The 20,545-nt window shown below is 73.9% G+C and carries 24 protein-coding genes; 9 read left to right on the top strand and 15 right to left on the bottom strand.

The features are described 5' to 3' along the window. The first annotated feature begins 4 nt into the window (after nt 1-4). From sodN to IEY96_RS16295, 3 genes are all read left to right on the top strand, one after another. Nucleotides 5-409: a superoxide dismutase, Ni gene (gene sodN, locus IEY96_RS16305; RefSeq protein ID WP_091318510.1), complete on the top strand. Its 405-nt coding sequence runs from the start codon at nt 5-7 to the stop codon at nt 407-409. 65 nt (nt 410-474) lie between these two features. After that, a complete protein-coding gene (locus IEY96_RS16300; RefSeq protein WP_189195750.1) occupies nt 475-930 on the top strand; it encodes a GNAT family N-acetyltransferase in 456 nt (151 codons plus the stop codon). Between the two features lie 32 nt (nt 931-962). After that, entirely contained in the window at nt 963-1,370 is a 408-nt protein-coding gene (locus IEY96_RS16295; protein ID WP_107076638.1) for an ATP-binding protein, read from the top strand. A gap of 24 nt (nt 1,371-1,394) precedes the next feature. Here the strand turns inward: IEY96_RS16295 and IEY96_RS16290 are convergent, their stop codons facing one another. After that, nucleotides 1,395-1,784, bottom strand: coding sequence for a hypothetical protein (locus IEY96_RS16290; protein ID WP_189195633.1), 390 nt, complete (start codon nt 1,782-1,784; stop codon nt 1,395-1,397). Between the two features lie 43 nt (nt 1,785-1,827). Here IEY96_RS16290 and IEY96_RS16285 point away from each other — a divergent pair, with 43 nt between their 5' ends. Beyond that, a complete protein-coding gene (locus IEY96_RS16285) occupies nt 1,828-2,778 on the top strand; it encodes a diacylglycerol/lipid kinase family protein (RefSeq protein ID WP_189195632.1) in 951 nt (316 codons plus the stop codon). A gap of 447 nt (nt 2,779-3,225) precedes the next feature. After that, nucleotides 3,226-3,483 (top strand): WhiB family transcriptional regulator, encoded by a 258-nt coding sequence (locus tag IEY96_RS16280; protein ID WP_088975879.1) that lies wholly within the window; start codon nt 3,226-3,228, stop codon nt 3,481-3,483. A 114-nt stretch (nt 3,484-3,597) separates the two neighbouring features. Here IEY96_RS16280 and IEY96_RS16275 read toward each other — a convergent pair whose 3' ends face one another. From IEY96_RS16275 to IEY96_RS16260, 4 genes are read right to left on the bottom strand one after another with little or no spacing between them, the layout of a single operon-like run. After that, on the bottom strand, nt 3,598-4,359 hold the full coding sequence (locus IEY96_RS16275) for a sirohydrochlorin chelatase (RefSeq protein ID WP_229791616.1): 762 nt from the start codon (nt 4,357-4,359) through the stop codon (nt 3,598-3,600). Then, a complete protein-coding gene (locus IEY96_RS16270; RefSeq protein WP_189195631.1) occupies nt 4,341-5,105 on the bottom strand; it encodes a phosphoadenylyl-sulfate reductase in 765 nt (254 codons plus the stop codon). The genes IEY96_RS16275 and IEY96_RS16270 overlap by 19 nt, the downstream gene beginning before the upstream one ends. Then, nucleotides 5,102-5,260, bottom strand: coding sequence for an IS1 family transposase (locus tag IEY96_RS16265; RefSeq protein WP_146167879.1), 159 nt, complete (start codon nt 5,258-5,260; stop codon nt 5,102-5,104). Before IEY96_RS16265 ends, IEY96_RS16270 begins: the two co-directional genes overlap by 4 nt. Further along, nucleotides 5,257-6,969 (bottom strand): nitrite/sulfite reductase, encoded by a 1,713-nt coding sequence (locus tag IEY96_RS16260; protein WP_189195630.1) that lies wholly within the window; start codon nt 6,967-6,969, stop codon nt 5,257-5,259. The genes IEY96_RS16265 and IEY96_RS16260 overlap by 4 nt, the downstream gene beginning before the upstream one ends. 253 nt (nt 6,970-7,222) lie before the next feature. Here IEY96_RS16260 and IEY96_RS16255 point away from each other — a divergent pair, with 253 nt between their 5' ends. Then, nucleotides 7,223-8,908, top strand: coding sequence for a glycosyltransferase family 39 protein (locus tag IEY96_RS16255; RefSeq protein ID WP_189195629.1), 1,686 nt, complete (start codon nt 7,223-7,225; stop codon nt 8,906-8,908). A 59-nt stretch (nt 8,909-8,967) separates the two neighbouring features. Here IEY96_RS16255 and IEY96_RS16250 read toward each other — a convergent pair whose 3' ends face one another. Both IEY96_RS16250 and IEY96_RS16245 read right to left on the bottom strand, forming a co-directional pair. Then, the gene (locus IEY96_RS16250) at nt 8,968-10,515 is read right to left on the bottom strand and encodes a PAS domain-containing sensor histidine kinase (RefSeq protein ID WP_189195628.1); all 1,548 of its coding nucleotides are present in this window, start codon (nt 10,513-10,515) and stop codon (nt 8,968-8,970) included. 25 nt (nt 10,516-10,540) lie between these two features. After that, nucleotides 10,541-11,572 carry an SIS domain-containing protein gene (locus IEY96_RS16245; RefSeq protein ID WP_189195748.1) on the bottom strand — a complete coding sequence of 344 codons (1,032 nt, stop codon included), beginning with the start codon at nt 11,570-11,572 and terminating at the stop codon, nt 10,541-10,543. 183 nt (nt 11,573-11,755) lie between these two features. On the opposite strand from IEY96_RS16245, the gene IEY96_RS16240 reads away from it, so the two are divergent. Then, nucleotides 11,756-13,576 carry a tetratricopeptide repeat protein gene (locus IEY96_RS16240; RefSeq protein WP_189195627.1) on the top strand — a complete coding sequence of 607 codons (1,821 nt, stop codon included), beginning with the start codon at nt 11,756-11,758 and terminating at the stop codon, nt 13,574-13,576. A gap of 61 nt (nt 13,577-13,637) precedes the next feature. On the opposite strand, the gene IEY96_RS16235 is transcribed toward IEY96_RS16240, so the two are convergent. Then, nucleotides 13,638-15,230 carry an MDR family MFS transporter gene (locus IEY96_RS16235; RefSeq protein WP_189195626.1) on the bottom strand — a complete coding sequence of 531 codons (1,593 nt, stop codon included), beginning with the start codon at nt 15,228-15,230 and terminating at the stop codon, nt 13,638-13,640. A gap of 113 nt (nt 15,231-15,343) precedes the next feature. Between IEY96_RS16235 and IEY96_RS16230 the strand changes: the two genes are divergently transcribed. Next, entirely contained in the window at nt 15,344-15,913 is a 570-nt protein-coding gene (locus tag IEY96_RS16230) for a TetR/AcrR family transcriptional regulator (protein WP_189195625.1), read from the top strand. A 33-nt stretch (nt 15,914-15,946) separates the two neighbouring features. On the opposite strand, the gene IEY96_RS16225 is transcribed toward IEY96_RS16230, so the two are convergent. Both IEY96_RS16225 and IEY96_RS16220 read right to left on the bottom strand, forming a co-directional pair. Continuing rightward, nucleotides 15,947-16,459 carry a GNAT family N-acetyltransferase gene (locus IEY96_RS16225; protein ID WP_189195624.1) on the bottom strand — a complete coding sequence of 171 codons (513 nt, stop codon included), beginning with the start codon at nt 16,457-16,459 and terminating at the stop codon, nt 15,947-15,949. After that, a complete protein-coding gene (locus IEY96_RS16220; protein WP_089012714.1) occupies nt 16,456-16,671 on the bottom strand; it encodes a biotin/lipoyl-binding carrier protein in 216 nt (71 codons plus the stop codon). Before IEY96_RS16220 ends, IEY96_RS16225 begins: the two co-directional genes overlap by 4 nt. 227 nt (nt 16,672-16,898) lie before the next feature. Between IEY96_RS16220 and IEY96_RS33360 the strand changes: the two genes are divergently transcribed. Beyond that, a complete protein-coding gene (locus IEY96_RS33360; protein WP_369700219.1) occupies nt 16,899-16,973 on the top strand; it encodes a 50S ribosomal protein bL37 in 75 nt (24 codons plus the stop codon). A gap of 102 nt (nt 16,974-17,075) precedes the next feature. On the opposite strand, the gene rsrA is transcribed toward IEY96_RS33360, so the two are convergent. The 5 genes from rsrA to IEY96_RS16195 all read right to left on the bottom strand — a co-directional run bounded on the left by rsrA (nt 17,076) and on the right by IEY96_RS16195 (nt 20,450). Beyond that, on the bottom strand, nt 17,076-17,363 hold the full coding sequence (gene rsrA / locus IEY96_RS16215) for a mycothiol system anti-sigma-R factor (protein WP_189195623.1): 288 nt from the start codon (nt 17,361-17,363) through the stop codon (nt 17,076-17,078). A gap of 2 nt (nt 17,364-17,365) precedes the next feature. Further along, nucleotides 17,366-18,172, bottom strand: a complete 807-nt coding sequence (locus IEY96_RS16210; RefSeq protein WP_308429919.1) for a sigma-70 family RNA polymerase sigma factor — start codon at nt 18,170-18,172, stop codon at nt 17,366-17,368. Nucleotides 18,173-18,417: 245 nt separating this feature from the next. After that, nucleotides 18,418-19,035 (bottom strand): alpha/beta hydrolase family protein, encoded by a 618-nt coding sequence (locus tag IEY96_RS16205; protein ID WP_189195622.1) that lies wholly within the window; start codon nt 19,033-19,035, stop codon nt 18,418-18,420. A 103-nt stretch (nt 19,036-19,138) separates the two neighbouring features. Next, complete coding sequence (locus tag IEY96_RS16200) at nt 19,139-19,531, bottom strand: WhiB family transcriptional regulator (RefSeq protein ID WP_189195621.1); 393 nt, start codon at nt 19,529-19,531, stop codon at nt 19,139-19,141. Between the two features lie 211 nt (nt 19,532-19,742). After that, nucleotides 19,743-20,450, bottom strand: coding sequence for an SOS response-associated peptidase (locus IEY96_RS16195; protein ID WP_189195620.1), 708 nt, complete (start codon nt 20,448-20,450; stop codon nt 19,743-19,745). Between the last annotated feature and the right edge of the window lie 95 nt (nt 20,451-20,545).

Here is a 20,545-nt window from a genome sequence, read left to right as displayed (position 1 = left end):
CCTGATGCGCCTTCCTCGCATCCTCACGCCCCGGGTGACCGCTAGCGCCCACTGCGACCTGCCCTGCGGCGTCTACGACCCGGCGCAGGCCCGGATCGAGGCCGAGTCGGTCAAAATGATCTGCGAGAAGTACCAGTCGAACACCGACCCGGAGTTCCGTACCCGGGCGATCATCATCAAGGAGCAGCGGGCCGAGCTGGTCAAGCACCACCTGTGGGTGCTCTGGACCGACTACTTCAAGCCGCAGCACTTCGAGAAGTACCCGCACCTGCACCAGCTGTTCAACGAGACCACCAAGCTGGCCGGCGCGGCCGGCGCCAAGGGCGCCACCGACCCCGCCAAGGCCGACGAGCTGCTCTCGAAGATCGACGAGATCTCGAAGATCTTCTGGGAGACCAAGCAGGCGTGAGCCTGCCCGCCCAGGCACCGACGATCCGGCCGGCGCGTCCCGAGGACGTGCCGGCCGTCGTCGCGATGGTGCACGAACTCGCCGACTACGAGCGCGCCCCCGAGCAGTGCCACCTCACCGAGGAGCAGCTCACCGCCGCCCTCTTCGGCCCGGCGCCGGCGCTGTTCGGGCACGTCGCGGTGGATGCCGCCGACCAGCCGATCGGCTTCGCCCTCTGGTTCCTGAACTTCTCCACCTGGGAGGGCGTGCACGGCATCTACCTGGAGGACCTGTACGTCCGGCCGGCCGCCCGCGGCACCGGCGCGGGCCGGCTGCTGCTCGCCACCCTCGCGGCGATCTGCGTCGAACGCGGCTACCGGCGGCTCGACTGGTGGATGATCAACTGGAATCCGGCCGCCCGCTTCTACGCCGCCATCGGGGCCACCCCCATGGACGAGTGGGTGCCGTACCGGCTGGCCGGGAAGGCGCTGCACGAGCTCGCCGCGCAGGTGCCGGCCGCCCCCACACAGCCGGACGCCTGACCGGGTAGAGTCCCGCACCGGGGGGATGAGGCGTGACTCAACTGACCGGCCAGCCCACGACGGACGACGACGTCGTGCACCTCACGGTGCCCGCCGACGGCGGCTACCTGGGCGTGCTGCGCACCGCCACCGCCGGTCTGGCGGCCCGGCTCCAGTTCGCCCTCGACGAGATCGAGGACCTGCGTATCGCGGTCGACGAGGCGTGCGCCATGCTGCTCGCCATCGCCACCCGCGACGCCGAGCTGGAGTGCCGCTTCGCGGTCACCGAGGACGCGCTCACCGTCGAGGTGACCGTGCCGACCGTGCGGGGCGCCACGCTTCCCTCGGAGTCGTCCTTCGCCTGGAAGGTGCTCACCGCGCTGACCACCTCGGCGAGCGCCCGGGCCGCCGACGGCCGGGCCACCATCTCCCTGCTCACCCGCCGCGCCTCCGGCTACTGACCGTTCCGGCGCGTCGGCGCGGCCTCACTCGAAGCCGAGCGCGCGGTTGGTCGGGGTGCTCACCAGCAGGCCGGTGACGCCGAGGCCGAGCGCCATGAGCGGCACCCCCAGCCAGCCCAGCCCGCCCTGGATCATGTACCAGCCGACCGGCAGCAGCATGAGCTGGAGCACGATGGCCGGTGCCCGGGCGCCGGACCGGCGGCGGGCCAGCGCGCCGCCGAGCGCCCAGAGCGCGACCGCCCCGCCGACCGCGAACGCGGTGACGAGCAGCGCCGAGGTCAGGTCGGTGGTACGCGCCGTCAGGTCGGACCAGATCAGCCACGCCGCGACCAGGCCGAGCGCCACCGCCTCGGCGCGCAGCAGGAGCACCGCCCAGCGGAGCGTGCCGGGGACCGGGCCGGAGTCGATCGTCACGCGCGACACGATACCCGTGGGTAGTCGCGGTACAGTGCCGCCCATGCGGGCCGTCCTGGTGGTCAATCCGAAGGCCACCACCACCAGCGAACGCAGCCGGGACGTGCTGGTCCGGGCGCTGCGCAGCGAAGTCGACCTGTCGGTGCGGTACACCCGCCGGCGGGGTCACGCCATGGACCTGGCGCGGGAGGCCGCCCAGGAGGGCGTCGACCTGGTGGTCACGCTCGGCGGCGACGGCACGGTCAACGAGGTGGTGAACGGCCTGATGGCCGCCGAGCCGCCGACGTTCCGCACCGGGCAGACCCCGGCGGAGCGGCTGCCGGCGCTGGCCACCGTCCCGGGCGGCTCGACAAACGTCTTCGCCCGCGCCCTCGGCCTGCCGCGGGAGTGGCCGGACGGCACCAGCATGATCCTGGAGGGGCTGCGGCTGGGCCGGTCCCGGACCATCGGGCTGGGCCGGGCGGACGACCGCTACTTCACCTTCTGCGCGGGCTTCGGCATCGACGCGGCCGTCATCCAGCGGGTCGAGCAGGCCCGCAAGCGGGGCCGGGTGTCCACCCCGGCGCTCTACTTCCGCTCCACGGTGAGCCAGTACTTCCTCGCCTCCGACCGCCGGCATCCGGCGATCACGCTGGAGCGCCCCGGTGAGGCCGCCGAGACCGACCTGGGCACGGTCATCATCCAGAACACCGCGCCGTGGACGTACCTGGGCGACCGGGAGATCAACCCGAACCCGGAGGCCTCGTTCGACCTCGGCCTGGACGTGCTCGCCATGCGACAGCTGAAGGTGGCCAGCACGGCACGCACGGTGACCCAGTTCTTCTCGCGACAGCCCGACCCGCACGGCCGGCAGGTGCTCCGGCTGCACGACGTGGCGGAGTTCACCCTGCTCTCGGCCCGTCCGCTGGCCTTCCAACTGGACGGCGACTACCTCGGCGAGCGGGAAAAAGTCAGATTCGCATCCGTGCCCGCGGCACTGAGAGTAATCTGCTAGGTCTCGGGTACTCCCGTCGGTTGACGCGGACCCCTCACCGCCCCCGGCGGTGTCCGCCACACCGAGGGAAGGTGCCGGAAATGTCAGCAACGTCACGCAGACCGTACTATATTGATCCTCGACTGTGGCACGCCGGGTAACCAGAGCGCTCTGAAACCCGGACAAAAGGGTGGTGAGCCCGCTCACTGTTCGGAGTTTTTCCGAGCGTCACCCTTGACATCACGACAGTTCGTGAAAGTATTCACAAGCGAAGACGTGTTACCGGGACATTGCCTGGATATGCTCGGCAGGTTGAGCTGTTCCAGCAGGTCCACGGGCCCGCAAGCTTGCTCACGCAGAGCCGAATTGATGGATGCTGACCGTCACCGATCGGCAATGCGGATGCATATAGGAATAGCAACGAAGCGTTATCTGGCCACCCACTTAAGAATGAGGAGTGTTGCCGCCATGGACTGGCGCCACGATGCCGTCTGCCGCGACGAGGACCCGGAGCTGTTCTTCCCGATCGGGACGTCCGGCCCGGCCCTCCTGCAGGTGGAGCAGGCCAAGGCCGTCTGCCGGCGCTGCCCGGTGACCGACCACTGCCTCCAGTGGGCGCTGGAGTCCGGTCAGGACGCCGGCGTCTGGGGCGGGATGAGCGAGGAGGAGCGCCGCGCGGTCAAGCGCCGCGGTGGTCTCCGGGTGCTGCGCGCTCACTCCGCCTGATTCGCACGCACGCTGCACGCCCCGGCCGGATTCCGGCCGGGGCGTTCTGCTGTCCGGGCCCATGACACCCGGCTACCCCGACGCCGGCCTGGTTGATCATGAAGGCGACGCGCGTCACACCGGGCTCCCGACCGGCACGGCATCGACCCGCCGCAGCACCAGGTCGGCGAGTTCGGGCAGGTCGGTCAGCGGGTCGGCGACCGCCACGGCACCGGCCCGTTCCGCCGTCGCCCGGACCGCGTCGTGGAACAGGCCCGGGGCCAGGAAGTAGGCGGCCACCGCCACCCGGCGCGCGCCCGCCGCGCGCAGTCGGGACACCGCGACACCGGCGCCCGGGGGCGCCGCCGAGGCGTACGACACCCGGCAGGGCACGCCCAGCTCGGCGCCGAGCGCCGCGGCCACCCGCCCCACCGAGCCCCGCGCCCGGGGATCCCGGGTGCCCGCCGCGGCCAGCACCACGGCGTCGAAGCCGCCCGGCTCCGCCTCGGCCAGCCGGCGGCGCAGCCCGGCCAGCAGCCGGGCGTCCACCATCCCGTCCGCCGGCCCCAGCACGTCCGTCACCCGTACGTCGATGGCGGTGCCGTCCGCGCGGGCCGCCGCCACCGCCGCCGGGACGTCGACCTTCCGGTGGTACGCGGCGGTCAGCAGCAACGGCACCAGCACCGCCCGGGGGTGACCCGCGGCGGCCAGGTCCCGCAGCACGGCGGCGGGACCGGGGTCGGTGTGGTCCAGCCAGCTCGGCAGCACCGGGACGCCGGGGCGGGCGGCCGCCACGGCCCGGGCCAGCGCCCGGGTCGCCGCGGCCGCTCGCGGATCCCGACTGCCGTGCGCGACCAGCACCACCGGCGGCTCGCCGGTCAGGTGTGCAGGCCGCACTCGGTCTTCTCGAACATGGCCCAGCGGCCCGCCCGCGGGTCCTCCCCCGCCCGGGTGCGGCGGGTGCAGGGCCAGCAGCCGATCGAGCCGTAGCCCCGGGCGAACAGCTCGTTCACCGGGATGTCGTAGCGGGCGATGTAGGCGTCCACGTCCCGCTGGCTCCAGGCCGCGATCGGGTTGACCTTGACCTTGCCGCGCCGGGCGTCGAAGGCCACCACGGGGGTGTTGGCCCGGGTCGGGGACTCGTCCCGGCGCAGCCCGGCGGCCCAGGCGTCGTACCCGGTCAGCGCCCGCTCCAGCGGCTCGACCTTGCGCAGCTGGCAGCAGTCGTCCGGGGACTTGCTGAACAGCCGGGGGCCGTACTGGCCGTCCTGCTGGCCCACGGTCATCCGGGGGCGGATCGAGCGCACGGTCACCGGCAGCCGCCGGGCCACCTCGTCGCGGACCTTGAGCGTCTCCGGGAAGTGCAGGCCGGTGTCCAGGAAGACCACGTCGACCCCGGGTGCGACCCGGGAGACCAGGTGGGCCAGCACCCCGTCGGCCATCGAGCTGGTCACGCAGAACCGGTCCCCGAAGGTCTCGGCGGCCCAGCGGGCGATCTCCAGCGCGGGCGCGCCCTCCAGCTCCCGGCCGGCCCGCTCGGCCAGCGCGCGCAGCTCCTCCGGGTCGCGCCGGGCCGGGTCGGCCGGGGCCGGCCCGCCGATCCCGACCAGGCCCAGGCCGGCGGCGGAGGGCAGGGCGCTCATCGGGTCACCGCCCGGCTCAGCAGGCCGGTGAACCTGACGGTGAAGACCCGGGCGCAGGCGTGGCACTCCCAGGCGCCGTGCCCGGCCTCGTGCGGCCGCAGGTCCTCCTCCCCGCAGTACGGGCAGTAGAGAGGCGCAGATCGGGCATCGCTCATCGCAATTCCTCCTCGTCGACCCTGATCACCCAGTTGGCGAAGCTCTCGCCCTCGGTCCGGCCGGCCAGGTAGCGGCGGGCCAGGCGTTCCACGTACTCCGGAAGCTCCTCGGCGGTGGTCTTCAGGCCGCGCAGCTTGCGGCCGAAGCCGGCGGTCTGCCCCGCGGCCATGCCCAGGCCGCCGCCGAGGTGCACCTGGAAGCCCTCCACCTGCCGGCCGTCCGGGCCCACCACGAGCTGACCCTTGAGGCCGATGTCGGCGACCTGGGTGCGGGCGCAGGCGTTCGGGCAGCCGTTGAGGTGGATGGAGATGTCCGCGTCGAAGTCGCGCAGCCGCTCCTCCAGCCGCGCCACCAGCTCCTCGCCGCGCCGCTTGGTCTCGACGATGGCGAGCTTGCAGAACTCGATGCCCGTGCAGGCCATGGTGCCGCGCCGCCAGGCCGACGGCCGGGCCTCCAGGCCGATCCCGCGCAGCTCCGCCACCAGCGAGTCGGTCCGCTCCGGCGCCACGTCCAGCACCAGCAGCTTCTGGTACGGGGTGAGCCGCACCCGGCCGCTGCCGTGCGCATCGGCCACGTCGGCGAGCCGGGCGAGCTGGGTGCCGGAGACCCGGCCCACCACCGGGGCGGCGCCCACGTAGTTGGCGCCGTCACGCTGCGGGTGCACGCCGATGTGGTCGACCGGCTTCGCCGGCAGCGCCGCGGCCGGGCCGTCGAGCAGCGCCCGGCCCAGGTACTCCTTCTCCAGCACCTCGCGGAACTTCGCCACGCCCCAGTCGGCGACCAGGAACTTCAGCCGCGCCCGGTTGCGCAGCCGGCGGTAGCCGTAGTCGCGGAAGATGCCGACCACCCCGGCCCAGACGTCCGGCACCTCGGCCAGCGGCACCCAGACGCCGAGGCGCTTGGCCAGCATCGGGTTGGTGGACAGTCCGCCGCCCACCCAGACGTCGAAGCCGGGACCGTGGTCGGGGTGCTCGACGCCGAGGAAGGCGATGTCGTTCGCCTCGTACGGGGTGTCGACCAGCCAGGAGATCGAGGTCTTGAACTTGCGGGGCAGGTTGGAGTACGCCTTGTCGCCGACGTACCGGCGGACGATCTCGTCGACCGCCGGCGTCGGGTCGAGCACCTCGTCCCGGGCCACCCCGGCGACCGGGCTGCCCAGCACGACCCGGGGGCAGTCGCCGCACGCCTCCGTGGTCTGCAGGCCGACCGACTCCAACCGGCGCCAGATCTCCGGCATGTCCTCGACCCGGATCCAGTGGTACTGGATGTTCTGCCGGTCGGTGATGTCGGCGGTGTCGCGGGCGAACTCCCGCGAGATGTCCGCGACGACCCGGAGCTGGGCCAGGGTGAGCTCACCGCCGTCCACCCGCACCCGGAGCATGAAGAACTCGTCCTCCAGCTCGTGCGGCTCCAGCACGGCCGTGCGCCCGCCGTCGATGCCCGCCTTGCGCTGCGTGTAGAGACCCCACCAGCGGAACCGGCCGCGCAGGTCCTGCGGGTCGATCGAGGCGAAGCCCCGGTGCGCGTAGATGTTCTCGATCCGGGCCCGCACGTTCAGCGGGTCGTCGTCCTTCTTGATGCGCTCGTTGGCGTTGAGCGGCTCGCGGTGCCCGAGCGCCCACTGCCCCTCGCCACGTGGCCGGCGCGGGGCCCGGGCGGCGGGCGCCGGGGTGTCGGGCCGGGTCGTGGTGGTGCTGCTGACCGCCATCGCGGCGTCCTCCGTTGTCTGCTGTGCCTGGAAGCGCGGACGCGGCGGCCGGCCCTGGGTGAGGGCCGAGGACGGCGATGTCGATGACGGCCGGCGCGGAACGCGCCCGAGACGGATGGGTCGGGCGTCGTCAGTTGGCCGGACAGATCGCGCTGCGGACGCGGCCGTAATCGACGTGGCGGCGAGCCACGAAGCGGCGGATGACAGCGGCGGTCATAGGCCACATGCTCCCACAGCCGTGGATGACCGGCCAATGACCGAGTGTGTGATCCCACATCACGGGCAGCCGTGCGGCATCGACCTCGTTGATCGAATCCGCCGCACCGGCCCCGGGAGGGGTGGAGACAAATCGGCGGACCGGCCCGCCGGGCACCGCCGCCGTGTGACGCTGCGGAATGTGACCCCGCCCGCCGAACCCGCACGGTCCCGCGACCGGCGGGGATGGCTGGTCTGGGTGCTGCCGGCGCTGGTCACCCTGGTGGTCACGCTCGCCGGGATCGGGCACGCGCAGCCGTGGCGGGACGAGCTGGCGACCTGGAGCGCCGCCACCCGCCCGGTCCCCGACCTGGTCCGGCTGGCCGGCACCATCGACGCCGCGACCGGGCCGTACTACCTGCTCATGCACGGCTGGACCGCGCTGGCCGGGACCTCGCCGACCGCGCTGCGGCTGCCGTCCGCGCTGGCCATGGCCGGGGCCGCCGCGCTCACCGCCCGGCTGGGCGACCGGCTGGCCGGTCCCCGGGCCGGGCTGCTCGCCGGGCTGCTCCTCGCCGTGCTGCCGGGCACCTCCCGGTACGGCCAGGAGGCCCGCCCGTACGCGCTGGCCACCCTGCTCGCCGTGCTCGCCACGCTGCTGCTGGTCGGGGCGCTGCGCCGGCCCACCTGGCGGCGCTGGGCCGGGTACGCCGTCGCCGTGGCCGCGCTCGGCCTGCTCCACCTGATCGCCTTCACCCTGCTCGCCGCGCACGCCCTCGTGGTGGTGCTGGCGGCCGCGCGGGGCCGGCCGGCGGCCGGCGTGGAGCCCTGGCCCGACGCACCCGACCCGGCCCCGGGCGGCGCCGGAGGACGGGAGGCGGCCCCGCCAGCCGGCGCGACGGGCCGCGGCCTGCTCTGGCGGTGGCTGGTGGCGCTGCTGCCGGCGGCCGTGCTGGTCGCCCCGCTGGTGCTGGCGGCCGGGGGGCAGCGCGGCCGCCAGCTCGACTGGGTACGCCTGGTCCGCGTCGACGACCTGGCCGCGCTGCCCGGCGGGCTGGCGCAGAGCGGGGTGGTGGGCGGCCTGCTCGTCGGTCTCGCCGCGCTCGGCGCGGGATGGCTCGGCCGGCGGGCGCTGCTGCCGGGGACCGCCGTGCTGCTGCCGGTGCTGCTGCTCTTCGCCGCCGGCACGGCGGTGCCGCTCTGGGTGACCCGGTACCTGGTCTTCACGGTGCCGTTCGCCTGCCTGCTGGCCGGGGCGGCGCTGGCCGGCGTACGCCTGGGGCCGGCGCTGGCCGTGGTGACCCTGGCCGGCCTGCTCGGGCTGCCCGACCAGGCGGCGCTGCGGCGCACCCACGAGTGGCCGCGGACCGCCCCGGTGGACTACGCGGGCGTGGCCCGGATCGTCGCCGACCGCGAGCAGCCGGGCGACGCGATCGTCTACTCGCCCCGGGACAGCTGGCTCTTCCCCGATCTGGGCCTGGCGTACCACGTGGGGGCGCGGCGACCGCGCGACGTGCTGGTGGTACGCGACCAGCGGCAGCGCGCGGACCTCTGGGCCGCCGAGTGCGACCGCCCGGCGGAGTGCCTGGCCGGCGTGGACCGGGTCTGGCTGGTGGTCACGGGCCGGCGTGCCGACCCGCTGGCGGCGGTGCCCGGCGCCAAGGGCGACGCCCTGCGCGACGCCTTCACGGTGCGCCAGGTGTGGCCCCGCCCGGGCCTCACGGTCGCCCTCCTCACCCGGTGATCCGCGCCGGTGACGCGGCAGGTCGCTTGACGTGCCCGAGGCCGAGGACCGGGACGCGGTCAGCCGGCCAGGCGGTCGGCGGTGCCCCGGGCCAGGGGGACGACCAGCATGGCCTCGGTGCCGCCCTCGGCGCCGTTGCGCAGCTCGATGGTGCCGCGCAGCTCGCCGGTGACCAGGGCCCGGACGATCTGGAGGCCGAGGTTGCCGCCCTTCTCGGCGTCGAACTGCTCGGGCAGGCCCCGGCCGTTGTCGGCCACCGAGACGTGCAACTGCTTGCGGAACCGGTGCGCGGTGACCACCACGGCCGGCTCCGGCGCGCCCTCGGGGCCGGGCGCGCCCTCCTCGCCGGCCGGCGGGAAGCCGTGCTCGACGGCGTTGAGCAGCAGCTCGTTGAGGACCATCACCAGGGAGGTGGCGATCTCGGCGGGGAGCACGCCGAAGCTGCCCTGGCGGCGCATGCCGACGGACACCTCGGTGGCCGCCACCTCGGTGGCCGCGCTGGCGACCCGGTCGACGATGCCGTCGAACTCGACCGCCTCGTCGCTGGACATGGAGAGCGTCTCGTGGACCAGCGCGATGGAGGCGACCCGGCGTACCGACTCCTCCAGGGCGACCCGGGCCTCGGGCATGGCCACCCGGCGGGCCTGGAGGCGGAGCAGCGCGGCGACGGTCTGAAGGTTGTTCTTCACCCGGTGGTGGATCTCCCGGATGGTGGCGTCCTTGGTGATCAGGGCGCGGTCGCGGCGGCGTACCTCGGTGATGTCGCGGACCAGGACCAGCGCGCCGATCGGCACGCCCGCGGGCATCAGCGGCAGGGCCCGGGTGAGCATGGTGGCGCCCCGGGCGTCGATCTCCCGCCGGGGCGGCGCCTCACCGCGCAGCGCGGCCAGCACGGCGTTGCCGGCGTCGGTGCCCTCCAGGGGATCGCTGGCGAGCCGGCGGTGCAGCTTGGCCAGGTCCTCCCCCACCAGGTGGGAGGCATAACCCAGCCGGCGGTACGCGGACTGCGCATTGGGGCTGGCGTAGGTGACCTTCCCGTTGGCGTCGAGCCGGACCAGGCCGTCGCCGACCCGGGGCGCCGAGGTGGTCTCGCCCGGGTGGCGGTGCGGCGGGAAGGTGCCGTCGGCGATCATCTGGGCCAGGTCGTCGGCGGTGGTCAGGTAGTTCAGTTCGAGCTGGCTGGGCGTGCGCGCGGTGGAGAGGTTGGTGTCCCGGCCGACCACCGCCACGACCTCGCCGGACTCCCCGTCGGCGGTGCGCAGCCGCACCGGGATGGCCTCGTGCCGGGCCGGCACGTCGCCGTACCAGACCGGGTCGCCCTCCCGCCAGATCCGGCCCTGCCGGTGGGCGACCTCCAGGTGCGCCACCTCGGGCCCGCCGACGATCCGGCCGACCTGGTCGTCGAGGTACGCGGTCGGCGCGGTCGTCGGGCGGACCTGGGCCACGCAGAGGAACGTGCCGTCGCCGTCGACCGGCACCCAGAGCAGCAGGTCGGCGAAGGACAGGTCGGAGAGGAGCTGCCAGTCGCCGGCGATCCGGTGCAGGTGGTCGATGTCGGCCGGCCGGAGCGAGGTGTGCTCCTCGGCGAGGTCACGGAGGGTGGACACGCTGACCAGCGTGCCACGCCGGGCCTCACATCGTCGCCGTGACCTTCTTCAACCCGCGCGGGGCGTCCGGGTCCTCGCCCCGGGCCAGGGCCAGGGCCAGGGCGAGCCGCTGCAGCGGCAGGATGTCGAGCAGCGGGGCGTACCGCTCGTCGACCTCGGGCACGGCCATCCGGGCGGTCGCCTCGACGTCGGCGGAGCCGACCACCACGACGTCGGCGCGGCGCTCGCCGAGCCGGGGCAGCACCTCGCGCATCGACCGCCCGCCGGGGCCGGAGCCGACCACGGCGAGCACCGGCACGTCCGGGTCGGTCATGGCGAGCGGGCCGTGCAGCAGGTCGGCGCCGGAGAAGGCGAGCGCCGGCAGGTAGGAGGTCTCCATCAGCTTCAGCGCCGCCTCCCGGGCCGTCGGGTACGCGTAGCCCCGGCCGGTGGTGACGAGCTGGGCGGCGAACCGGTAGCGCGGGGCGAGCTGGGCCGGGGTGGCGTCGGACAGGGTGCGCTCGGCCAGCTCGGGCAGCCGGGCCAGGCAGGCCCGCTCCTCGGCGGGGAGCACGCCGTCGCCGGCGCGTACCCCCTCGACGAGCATGAGCAGCGCGAGCAGCTCGGCCGTGTAGGTCTTGGTGGCGGCGACGGCCCGCTCGTGGCCGGCGGCGATGTCCACGCTCAGCTCAGCCGTGCCCACCAGCCGCGAGTCGGGGTTGTTGGTGACGGCCAGGGTGAGCGCGCCGGACTCCCGGGCCACCCGCAGCACCTCGGCCAGGTCGGGCGAGCCGCCGCTCTGGCTGACCCCGACCACCAGGGCGTCGGAGAGGTCCGGCCGGGCGCCGAAGACCGTGATGGCGCTGGGCGAGGCGAGCCCGGCGGGCAGGCCGAGCCGGATCTCGGTGAGGTAGGCCGCGTAGAGCGCCGCGTGGTCGGAGGTGCCCCGGGCGGTGAAGACCACGTGGCGGGGCCGACGCTCGGCGATCACCGCCGCGACCCGGGCGATCGCCCCGGCGTGCTCGGCGGAGAGCAGGCGGTCGTAGCCGGCCGGCTGCTCGTCGATGTCGGCGGCCATCCCGGCCCCTGGACGCGTCACGAAAGACCCCCTCCTGCGCGATTGCCGCGCGTTCGGTGCTCAGTCTTGCACCTTTCGGCGGTAACGAGCAACGGAACGAACAGTAGTGCGCAGTGGATCACCATCCGGTCGCATGATCCCCTAGGCTTGCCCGGCTGGCGGACCGACCACCGAGAGGACGACGTGCCCGAGGACGACCCCGCGCTCTCCGCGGAGGAGGAACTCGCGCTGGCCCGGCTGGCGCTGGCCGAGGGGGACCTCCGGCACGCCGCCGACCACGTCGCCGCCGCACTCGTCCAGGCGCCCACGCTGCCCGAGGTCCACGAGACGCTCGCCCGGCTCGCCGCGGCCGGTGGCGGCGACCTGGACCTCTTCCCGCTCGGCCAGCACGCCTTCGTCGGCGCGGTGGTGGCCCGCGCCCACCTGCTCGCCGCCGCCGGTCGCCCCGCCGAGGGGCTCGACCTGCTGGCCGCGGCCACCGGCTACGCCCCCGCCGCGCAGTGGGCCGCCGTGCCCTGGGTGACCGCGCCCGATCTGCCCGAACGGCTCGACCCCGAGCGCACCGCCCGGATCCTCATGCAGATCTGCGCGGCCGCGCCCGACCCGGTCCCGCGCCGGCTGCGCGACCCGCTGCGCCCGTACCTCACCCTGGCCCGCAACGCGGTCACCGTGCACCCCGCCCACCCGCTGCTGCTGGGCGCGGCGTCCGCGCTGGCCCGGCGCCTCGGCGAGGTCGCCCTCGCCGTCACCTGGGCCTCCCGAGGGGTACGCGCACAGCCCACCAAACTCGGCGAGGTGTGGCTCGGTTACGCGTACCGCAGCGCCGGCCGGACCCGGGACGCGCTCGCCGCCCTCGAACGGGCCGTCGCCCTCGACCCCGACGACCTGGCGGTCTACGCCGACATCGCCGGCACCCTGGCCGACAACGGCCGGCTCGACGAGGCGCTGGGCTGGATCGACCGGGCCCTGGTCAAGGACCCGACCTTCGACTGCGCCGTGCACACCGCGCACCGGCTGCGCTTCCAGCGCGACGGGGACGTGGCCCACCTGGTCGCCCTCGCCGACTTCGTCCGCGACCATCCCGACGACACCCACGAGCACGGCGACCTGGCCGAGTCCTGCCGTGGGCGCCCCTGGCTCGGCCAGGTGACGCCGGCCGGCGGGCCGGTGCTGGAGGCGCTGCGCCAGGCGCTCGCCGCCGAGGGCGGCGCCCCGGTCGCCGTACGCCTCGACGGGCTGGAACCGCCGAGCGCCATGCGGACCGCGGCGGCGGCCGCGCCGGGGCTGGCCGTCGAGGTGGCCGCCGTGGCCGACCCGGACCCGCGCGAACCCCGCCGGGCCACCACCTGCCAGCTCTGGCGCTGGGACGGCACGGTGGCCGCGCCCACGCTGCCCACCCCCTCGGCCGAGGCGGCGGAGCGGATCCGCCAGCTCGCGCACCCGGCCTGGCCGCACCCGCCGGCCGCGTACGACGCCGCGGTGGCACTGGCCACACTGGACCTTTCCGACCTGCTCGCCCTGCTGGTGCACCCACCGGCCGCACCGGCCACCGCGCTGGGGCGGGTGCTCGCCGGGCAGGACCCGTCGCTCTGGGTGCGCTGCGTGCAGGTCTGGGCCTGCCTCGGCCTGCTGCACCACCGCACCGACGAGCCGTGGGCGGAGTCCACCCGGCGCCGGGTGCTGCTGGAACTGGTCTGGGGCGTGGAGGACTGGATCACCGAGGCGGCGCTGTTCGCCCTGGTCACCGCCGCCTGGGTGGACCCCGCCGTACGCCCGGACGTGGCCCGGGCGGTGGCCGAGCGGCTCGCCGACGTGGCGGCCGTGGCACGCGAGCGCCGGGTGCCGATCGCCGTCTCGCTGGCCCACCTGGCGCTGGCCACCCCGGACCTCGACCCGCCCACCAGGGCCCTGGCCGGCACGCTGATCGCCGGCCCGGCACCGGACGCTCCGGCCGGCCCCCTGCGCCGCCTCTGGCACCGCCTCACGGCCCTCTTCCGCCGCTGACGGAAAACGGCGCGGCCACGCCGTACCCGTCACCGGGTACGGCGTGGCCGCGACGGATGGTTCAGGCGACGGGGGCCTTGCCGAGGGCGGCCTCGGCCTGGTCCTCCGGGGTGGCGTCCGCCGGCGGGGCGTCGTTCGCCGAGCGCAGCGGGACCTCCTTGATGAACCAGGCGAGCACCGGGACCGCCACGGTGAAGAAGACCGCCCAGAAGAAGACGTGCGAGATGGCGTCGGAGAGCCCGCCGAGCACGACCTCCCGCACCGGGCCGGAAAGCTCCTTGAGCTTGTCGAGGTTCATGGCGCCGCCCTCGCCGCCGCCCCCGCCCGCGAAGGCCGGGCCGGCGGCGGAGTCGGCCAGCCGGTTGGCGAAGATCGCGCCGAAGAGCGAGACGCCGAACGAGCCGCCGATCGACCGGAAGAAGGTGGCCGCGCCGCTCGCCGCGCCCAGGTCCTTCTGCTCCACGCTGTTCTGCGCGATCAGCATCGAGGTCTGCATGAGGAAGCCCATGCCGACGCCGAGCACCACCATGTAGAGCGAGGAGACGGTCTTGCTGGTGCCCAGGTCGAGCTGGGTCAGCAGGCCCATGCCGGCGGTCATCACCACGCCGCCGGCGATCGGGAAGGCCCGGTAGCGCCCGGTCTTCGTGATGGCCCGGCCGACCACCAGCGAGACCACCAGCATGCCGAACATCAGCGGGAGCAGCAGGAGGCCGCTGTTGGTGGCCGAGGCGCCCTGCACGGTCTGCTGGTAGAGGGGCAGGAAGTTCATGGCGCCGAACATGGCGAAGCCGAGCAGGAAGCCGATCACCGAGATGAGGGCGAAGTTCCGGTTGGCGAACAGGCCCAGCGGCAGGATCGGCTCGGGGGCGCGCCGCTCGACGAGACCGAAGGCCACCAGGGCGACCAGAGCGAGCGCGGCGAGGCCGAGGATCTGCGGCGAGACCCAGTCGTACTGGTTGCCGCCCCAGGTGGTGACCAGCACGATCGCGGTGATGCCGACGGAGAGCAGCGCGGCGCCCAGCCAGTCGATCTTGTGCTCGGTGCGGTACTTCGGCAGGTGCATGGTGGTGGCGAGGACCAGCAGGGCCACGCCGCCGAGCGGCAGGTTGACGTAGAACGCCCAGCGCCAGGAGAGGTTGTCGGTGATGAACCCGCCGACCAGCGGGCCGGCCACCATGGCGATGGCCATGATGCCGGCGATCATGCCCTGGTAGCGGCCCCGCTCGCGGGGCGGCACCAGGTCACCGATGATCGCCATGACGCCGACCATGAGGCCGCCGGCGCCGAGGCCCTGGACCGCCCGGAACGCGATCAGCTCGATCATCCCGGTGTCGGCCCCGCCGAAGAAGCCCGAGCCGGACATGCCGCAGAGCGCGGAGCCGACCAGGAAGACGACCACCGAGGTCAGGAAGACCGTCTTGCGGCCGTAGAGGTCACCGAGCTTGCCCCAGATCGGGGTGGAGACCGTGGTGCCCAGCACGTACGCGGTGACCACCCAGGTGAAGTGGTCGGCCCCGCCGAACTCGAAGACGATCCGCGGCAGCGCGGTGCTGACGATCATGTTGTCGAGCATCGCGAGCATCATCGCGATCATCAGGCCGAACAGCACGACCCGGACGTTGGGCCTCGCCGCCACCTGGGCTGGTTGACTCATGGGTAAGCTCCCCCGAAGATCTGTGACCAACTTACTTGCCGTCCGGCTAGCTACCTTACTAGCCGGACGGTAAGTTGGACACCAGGAACCGTCAAGCGAATTGGGTGGTACGGGTGAGGGAGAGCACAGGCGGCACGCGGGAGCGTATTCAGGCCGTCGCGCTGGAGCTCTTCACCGAGCAGGGGTACGAGAAGACCTCGCTCCGGGAGATCGCCGAGCGGCTGAACGTGACCAAGGCCGCCCTCTACTACCACTTCAAGAGCAAGGACGAGATCGTCAGCAGCTTCGTCGACGACCGGCTGCGCCGGATGGACGAGCTGATCGAGTGGGCCGGCACGCAGCCCGCCACGCTGGCGACCCGGCGCGAGCTGATCGGGCGGTACGCGGACGCGATGTTCGCCGGTGAGCTGCCGACGGTCATGCGGTTCTTCGAGCAGAACCAGACGGTGCTCAAGAGCCTCGCCGCCGGGCAGCAGATGCGCGAACGGATGATGCGGCTGGCACACGAGCTGAGCCGGGGCGACGACACACCGGCCGCCCAGCTGCGCGCCGTGCTGACCCTGTTCGCCGTGCACAGCAGCTGGTTCGCGGTCCGCACCCCGGGCATCACCGACGACGAGCGCAAGAAGATCGCCCTCGAGGTGGCCGACGAGCTGCTCGCGAAGATCACCGACGAATCCTGACCCGGGTCGGCGGCCAGTGGCGGGCCGGCGGGGTCAGGCGGGTGGCGTCAGGTCCAGGCGCAGGCCCAGCAGCTCGACGCCGGGCACCGGGGTCCAGTCCTTCTCCGGCGCCCGCACGAAGCCCAGCCGCGCGTAGAGCCGCCGCGCCACGGGGGCCAGCCCGCTGCGTACGCAGATCACCACGGCCGAGCAGCCCAGCTCGGTGGCACGGGCCACGCAGGCCCCGACCAGGGCCGCCCCGGCGCCCCGGCCCTGAGCGGCGGGGTCGACGGCGAGCATGCGGAACTCGGCCTCGCCCGGGCCGGCGAGTTCGGCGTACGGGGTGCCGGGCAGCACGAACGTCACGGCGCCCACCACCTCGCCGGTGACCTCGTCGGCGGCGACCAGCACCTCGCCGGTCTCCGCCCGGCTGGCCACGTCGGCGAGCACCGGGGCGTAGCCGGTCTCGCCCTTGAGCTGCCCGTCGGCCTCGTACGCGGCGACCGTCAGGCGGGCCACCGCCGGGAAGTCCGCCGGCTCGGCGCGGCGGACCAGCAGCCCGCTCAACCGATCACCGCGATCAGGTCACCGTCCTGCACGACGTCGCCCTCGTTGACCGCGATCTGCTGCACCACACCGTCGGACTCGGCGATCACCGGGATCTCCATCTTCATCGACTCCAGGATCACCAGCGTGTCGCCCTCGGACACGGTGTCCCCGGCCGACGCGACGACCTTCCAGACGTTCGCCACCATCTCGGCGCGGATCTCCTCGGCCATCTTCGGGCCCTCCCTCTCCACCGGTGTTCCTGCGAACGGTATCCAATCATGACGCCGCTCACGTCCGGGCACAGCGCGCCCGGCACGCCGGTTCCGCCCCCACCGGTCCCCGGGCACCCCGGTCGGCACTAGCATCAGCGCCGTCGGTTCCCGGCGCCCGGGAACCGTACGCGACCTCCGCCGCGCTCGCCCGCGGCCGGACCGTGACCAGCACAAGGAGGCAGAGCATGGCGAAGAAGGCCCGCAAGAAGAAGGCCCGGAAGAAGAGCGGCGCCAACCACGGCAAGCGCCCCAACTCCTGATTTCGGATCAGCGAGGCGCCGGCCCTTCAGGGCCGGACACACCGGTGGCCCGGGTCCACGAGGACCCGGGCCACCGGTGTCTTCAGCTCGTTCCCGCTGCCGTCAGTCGGCCAGCTCGCGGGACTCGGTGGTCTCGAAGACCACCAGCTCGGCCAGGCGCAGGCGCAGCCGCTCACGCAGCTTCTCGGGCGCGGTCTCGTTGCCGCAGCAGCGGGCAACCAGCGCCTTCACCTCCTGCTCGATGCCGTACTCGCGCAGGCAGGGCCCACACTCCTCGAGGTGGGTGCGGATCAGGACGCGCCGCTCCTCGCCGCATTCCAGATCCAGGTAGAGGTAGACCTCCGCCAGCACCTCGCGGCAGTCCGTCTCGTGCGGCTCTCCACAGCTCACGGTCACACCTCCCGGCCGGCGGCGGCGGTCGAACCCTTCGACGGCGCGGCGCTGAAACCCCGCTCCGCCGCGTACTGCTCGAGCAGCTTCCGCAGATTACGACGGCCGCGGTGCAGCCGGGACATCACGGTGCCGATCGGCGTGCCCATGATGTCGGCGACCTCCTTGTAGGAGAAGCCCTCGACATCGGTCAGGTAGACGGCCAGGCGGAACTCCTCCGGCAACTGCTGGAGGGCCTCCTTGACATCGCTGTCCGGCAGCCGGTCCAGCGCCTCGGTCTCGGCCGAGCGCAGCCCGCTGGACGTGTGCGACTCAGCCTCGGCGAGCTGCCAGTCGGTGATCTCGTCCGTGGGCGCCTGCACCGGCTGGCGCTGCCGCTTCCGGTAGGAGTTGATGTAGGTGTTCGTCAGGATCCGGTACAACCAGGCCTTCAGGTTGGTGCCCTGCTCGAACTGGTGGAAGGCGGCGTACGCCTTCAGGTACGTCTCCTGGACCAGGTCCTCGGCATCCGCCGGGTTGCGCGTCATCCGCAGCCCGGCAGCGTAGAGCTGATCGACGAAGGGCATCGCGTCCCGCTCGAAGCGGGCCCTGCGCTCGTCCGTCTTCTCGGTCGTCAACCGCACGTCCCCTCGCGTCGGATGCTTTCTCGCCGAGGATACGCGTACCCACCTGTCGGCAGATTCACTTCCGGACTGTGTGCCGGTGCTCACGGCCGTCGCCCCCGCGGGCCACTCCGGCGCGTCGAGCAGCTGCCTCAGCTGCCGCGCGTCCCGTTCGTCCCGCTCCCGGCTCCGTGTCTCGGTCGGCACCGGCCACCCCCCTCGGCTGGAAATGTCATCCGAAGGTAGTAACGCGCGCCGTAGGGCGGGACATTCCGTCACCGCCCACCCGTTCCTGGTCCCGGCCTCGGCCGCGACCGACGCTGGGACCAGGAAGGGCCTGGGAGGGTGGCCCCGGACGCCCGAACCGGACGCCCGACACCATCCGTAGCAACGACCCTCCGCCACCGACGGTCACGCCGACCCCGCGCCGCCGCGTGTCGCATCCACCGAGGTCAGGTCGGGAGCCAGCCGCGGCCACGCAGCCAGTCGCGGACGACGGCGGCCGTGCCCGCCGGGTCGCCGCGGAGGTCGTGCCGCTCCCCCGGCCGGGTCACCACCTCGACGCCGGGGCCGGGCTCGGGCACCCCGAACGGGTCCCGGTCACCGTTGACCACCAGCGTGGGCAGGCCGGTACGCAGCTCCTCGGCCCGCGACCGTTCCGGGCGGCCCGGCGGGTGCAGCGGGAAGGCCAGTGCGACGATCCCGGCCGCGCCGACGGTGTGCGCGGTGCGGCAGGCGACCCGGGCGCCGCTGGACCGGCCACCGACCAGCCAGCGGGCCGCCTCGGGGTGGCGGGACCGGAGTTCGGCCAGCACCGCCGTCCACGCCTCGTCGAGGTGCCCCGCCGGGGCGGGGGCGCGCCGGCCGGCCACCCGGTACGGCTGGGTCACCCGGATCACGCCCGCCCCGGCGCCGACCAGCTCGTCCCGGACCGCCACGAGGTCCGGGGCGTCCACGTCGCCGCCCGCCCCGTGGCCGAGCACCAGCACGGTGGCCCCGCCGGCCGCCGGCAGGTCGGTGTGGACGCGGGCCGGTCCGCGGGGTGTTCCGATCTCGTCGCTGTGCCGCACCGGCCCATTCTGCGTGCGGGCGGTGCCGCGCCGGCCGTCAGGTGGAGAAATGCCGTCGCCCGCGTGCCCGATGGCGGGGACGCGGGCGACGGCGGAACGAATATCAGCCCGACGGCACCAGGGTGAGCAGGCGGTCACGGACCGGCGGGCCGGCCTCGTCGACCGCGTCCGGGTCCGGTTGCACCTCGCTGCGCCAGGCGACGAGCATGGCCCGCCGCTCGCGGGGCGTGGTGCCGCCCCAGACGCCGTGGCAGTCGCCCACCTCCAGGGCCCAGGCGAGGCAGGACCCCTGGACGTCGCAGCTTCGGCAGAGCGCCACGGCCGCGTCGGCCGGTTCGTTGGGTGCCGGAAAGAACGTCTCCGGATCCACGCTCTGGCAGGTTCCTCTGGTCCGCCACGCCTCGTCCTGGCGCCGCTCGCGCAGGGCCCGCAGCAGTCGCGGATCTCGCCGCGCGGCGGCCACCTCGTGCGGGCGGGGCATACGTGCCCGTGTCAATACACCCACCTCCCCCGTGGGACCGGCAAATGATCATGGAAGATCGATGGGTGTCATCCGCCCCGTGCGAACAGACGCCCAACACCGGCGCTGTGTTCTATCGCACTCGCGTAGGCGGGGACAAGGGTCTTCGGTAAACATGGCTAAACGGCCGGGCGACGTTTCAGGCGCAACCCCGGCAAATCAGCACACGACAATGTGCTGAGCGTGATCAGAACAGCGTCATTTCCGTGTCGGCCTCCGCACGCGCCAGCGGGACCCGGGCGGTCAGCTCCGGGCCGTCGTTGCGGACGTCGCCGACCGCCGGCGAGACCGGCCGGATCTCCAGCCCGGCGAGCCAGTCCGGGGCGGGCGGCACGAGCAGCGCGGCGGGCTCGGCGGTCGGGCCGAGCCAGGACGCCCAGCGCTCCCGGGGCAGCAGCAGCGGCATCCGGTCGTGCACCTCGGCCAGTTCGCCGACCGCCGCCGTGGTGAGCACGCTGAAGGTGAGCCGGGCCTCGCCGGCGGCCTCCCAGGCCGACCAGATGCCGGCGAAGGCCAGCACCGAACCGTCGCGGGGGGTCATGAAGTAGGGCTGGCGCCGGCCGTCGGCCTGCCGGACCCACTCGTACCAGCCGTCGGCCGGGACCAGGCAGCGCCGGCGGGCGAACGACGGGGCGTACGCCCGGCTGGTGGCGACCGTCTCCGCCCGCGCGTTGATCATGCGGGCGGCGCCCGCGGCGGTGCGCGACCAGTGCGGGACCAGCCCCCAGCGGCCGACCGAGAGCAGCCGGTGCCCCTCCGGGGCCAGCCGGACCAGCGGCACGGGATCGGTCGGGGCGACGTTGTAGTCCGGCCCGACCCCGCCGGTGGAGTCGGACGACTCGAACAGCGCGCTCAGGTCACCCGCGCTCCGGGTCGTCGCGTACCTCCCGCACATGGCGCCAACGCTAACCCGCCGCCGGCGTTCCGGCTGTCCCGCCAACCGGGAGCAGGCGAGACGCGCGGTTCCACCGGCCCGTGGAGTTGGCAGAA

Origin of the sequence: Micromonospora fulviviridis (assembly GCF_014648395.1) — a bacterium.
In the GTDB taxonomy this organism is placed as follows: Bacteria; Actinomycetota; Actinomycetes; order Mycobacteriales; family Micromonosporaceae; genus Micromonospora; species Micromonospora fulviviridis.
Note: the sequence above shows the minus strand (reverse complement) of the source record. Positions and strands in the feature narration are given on the sequence as shown.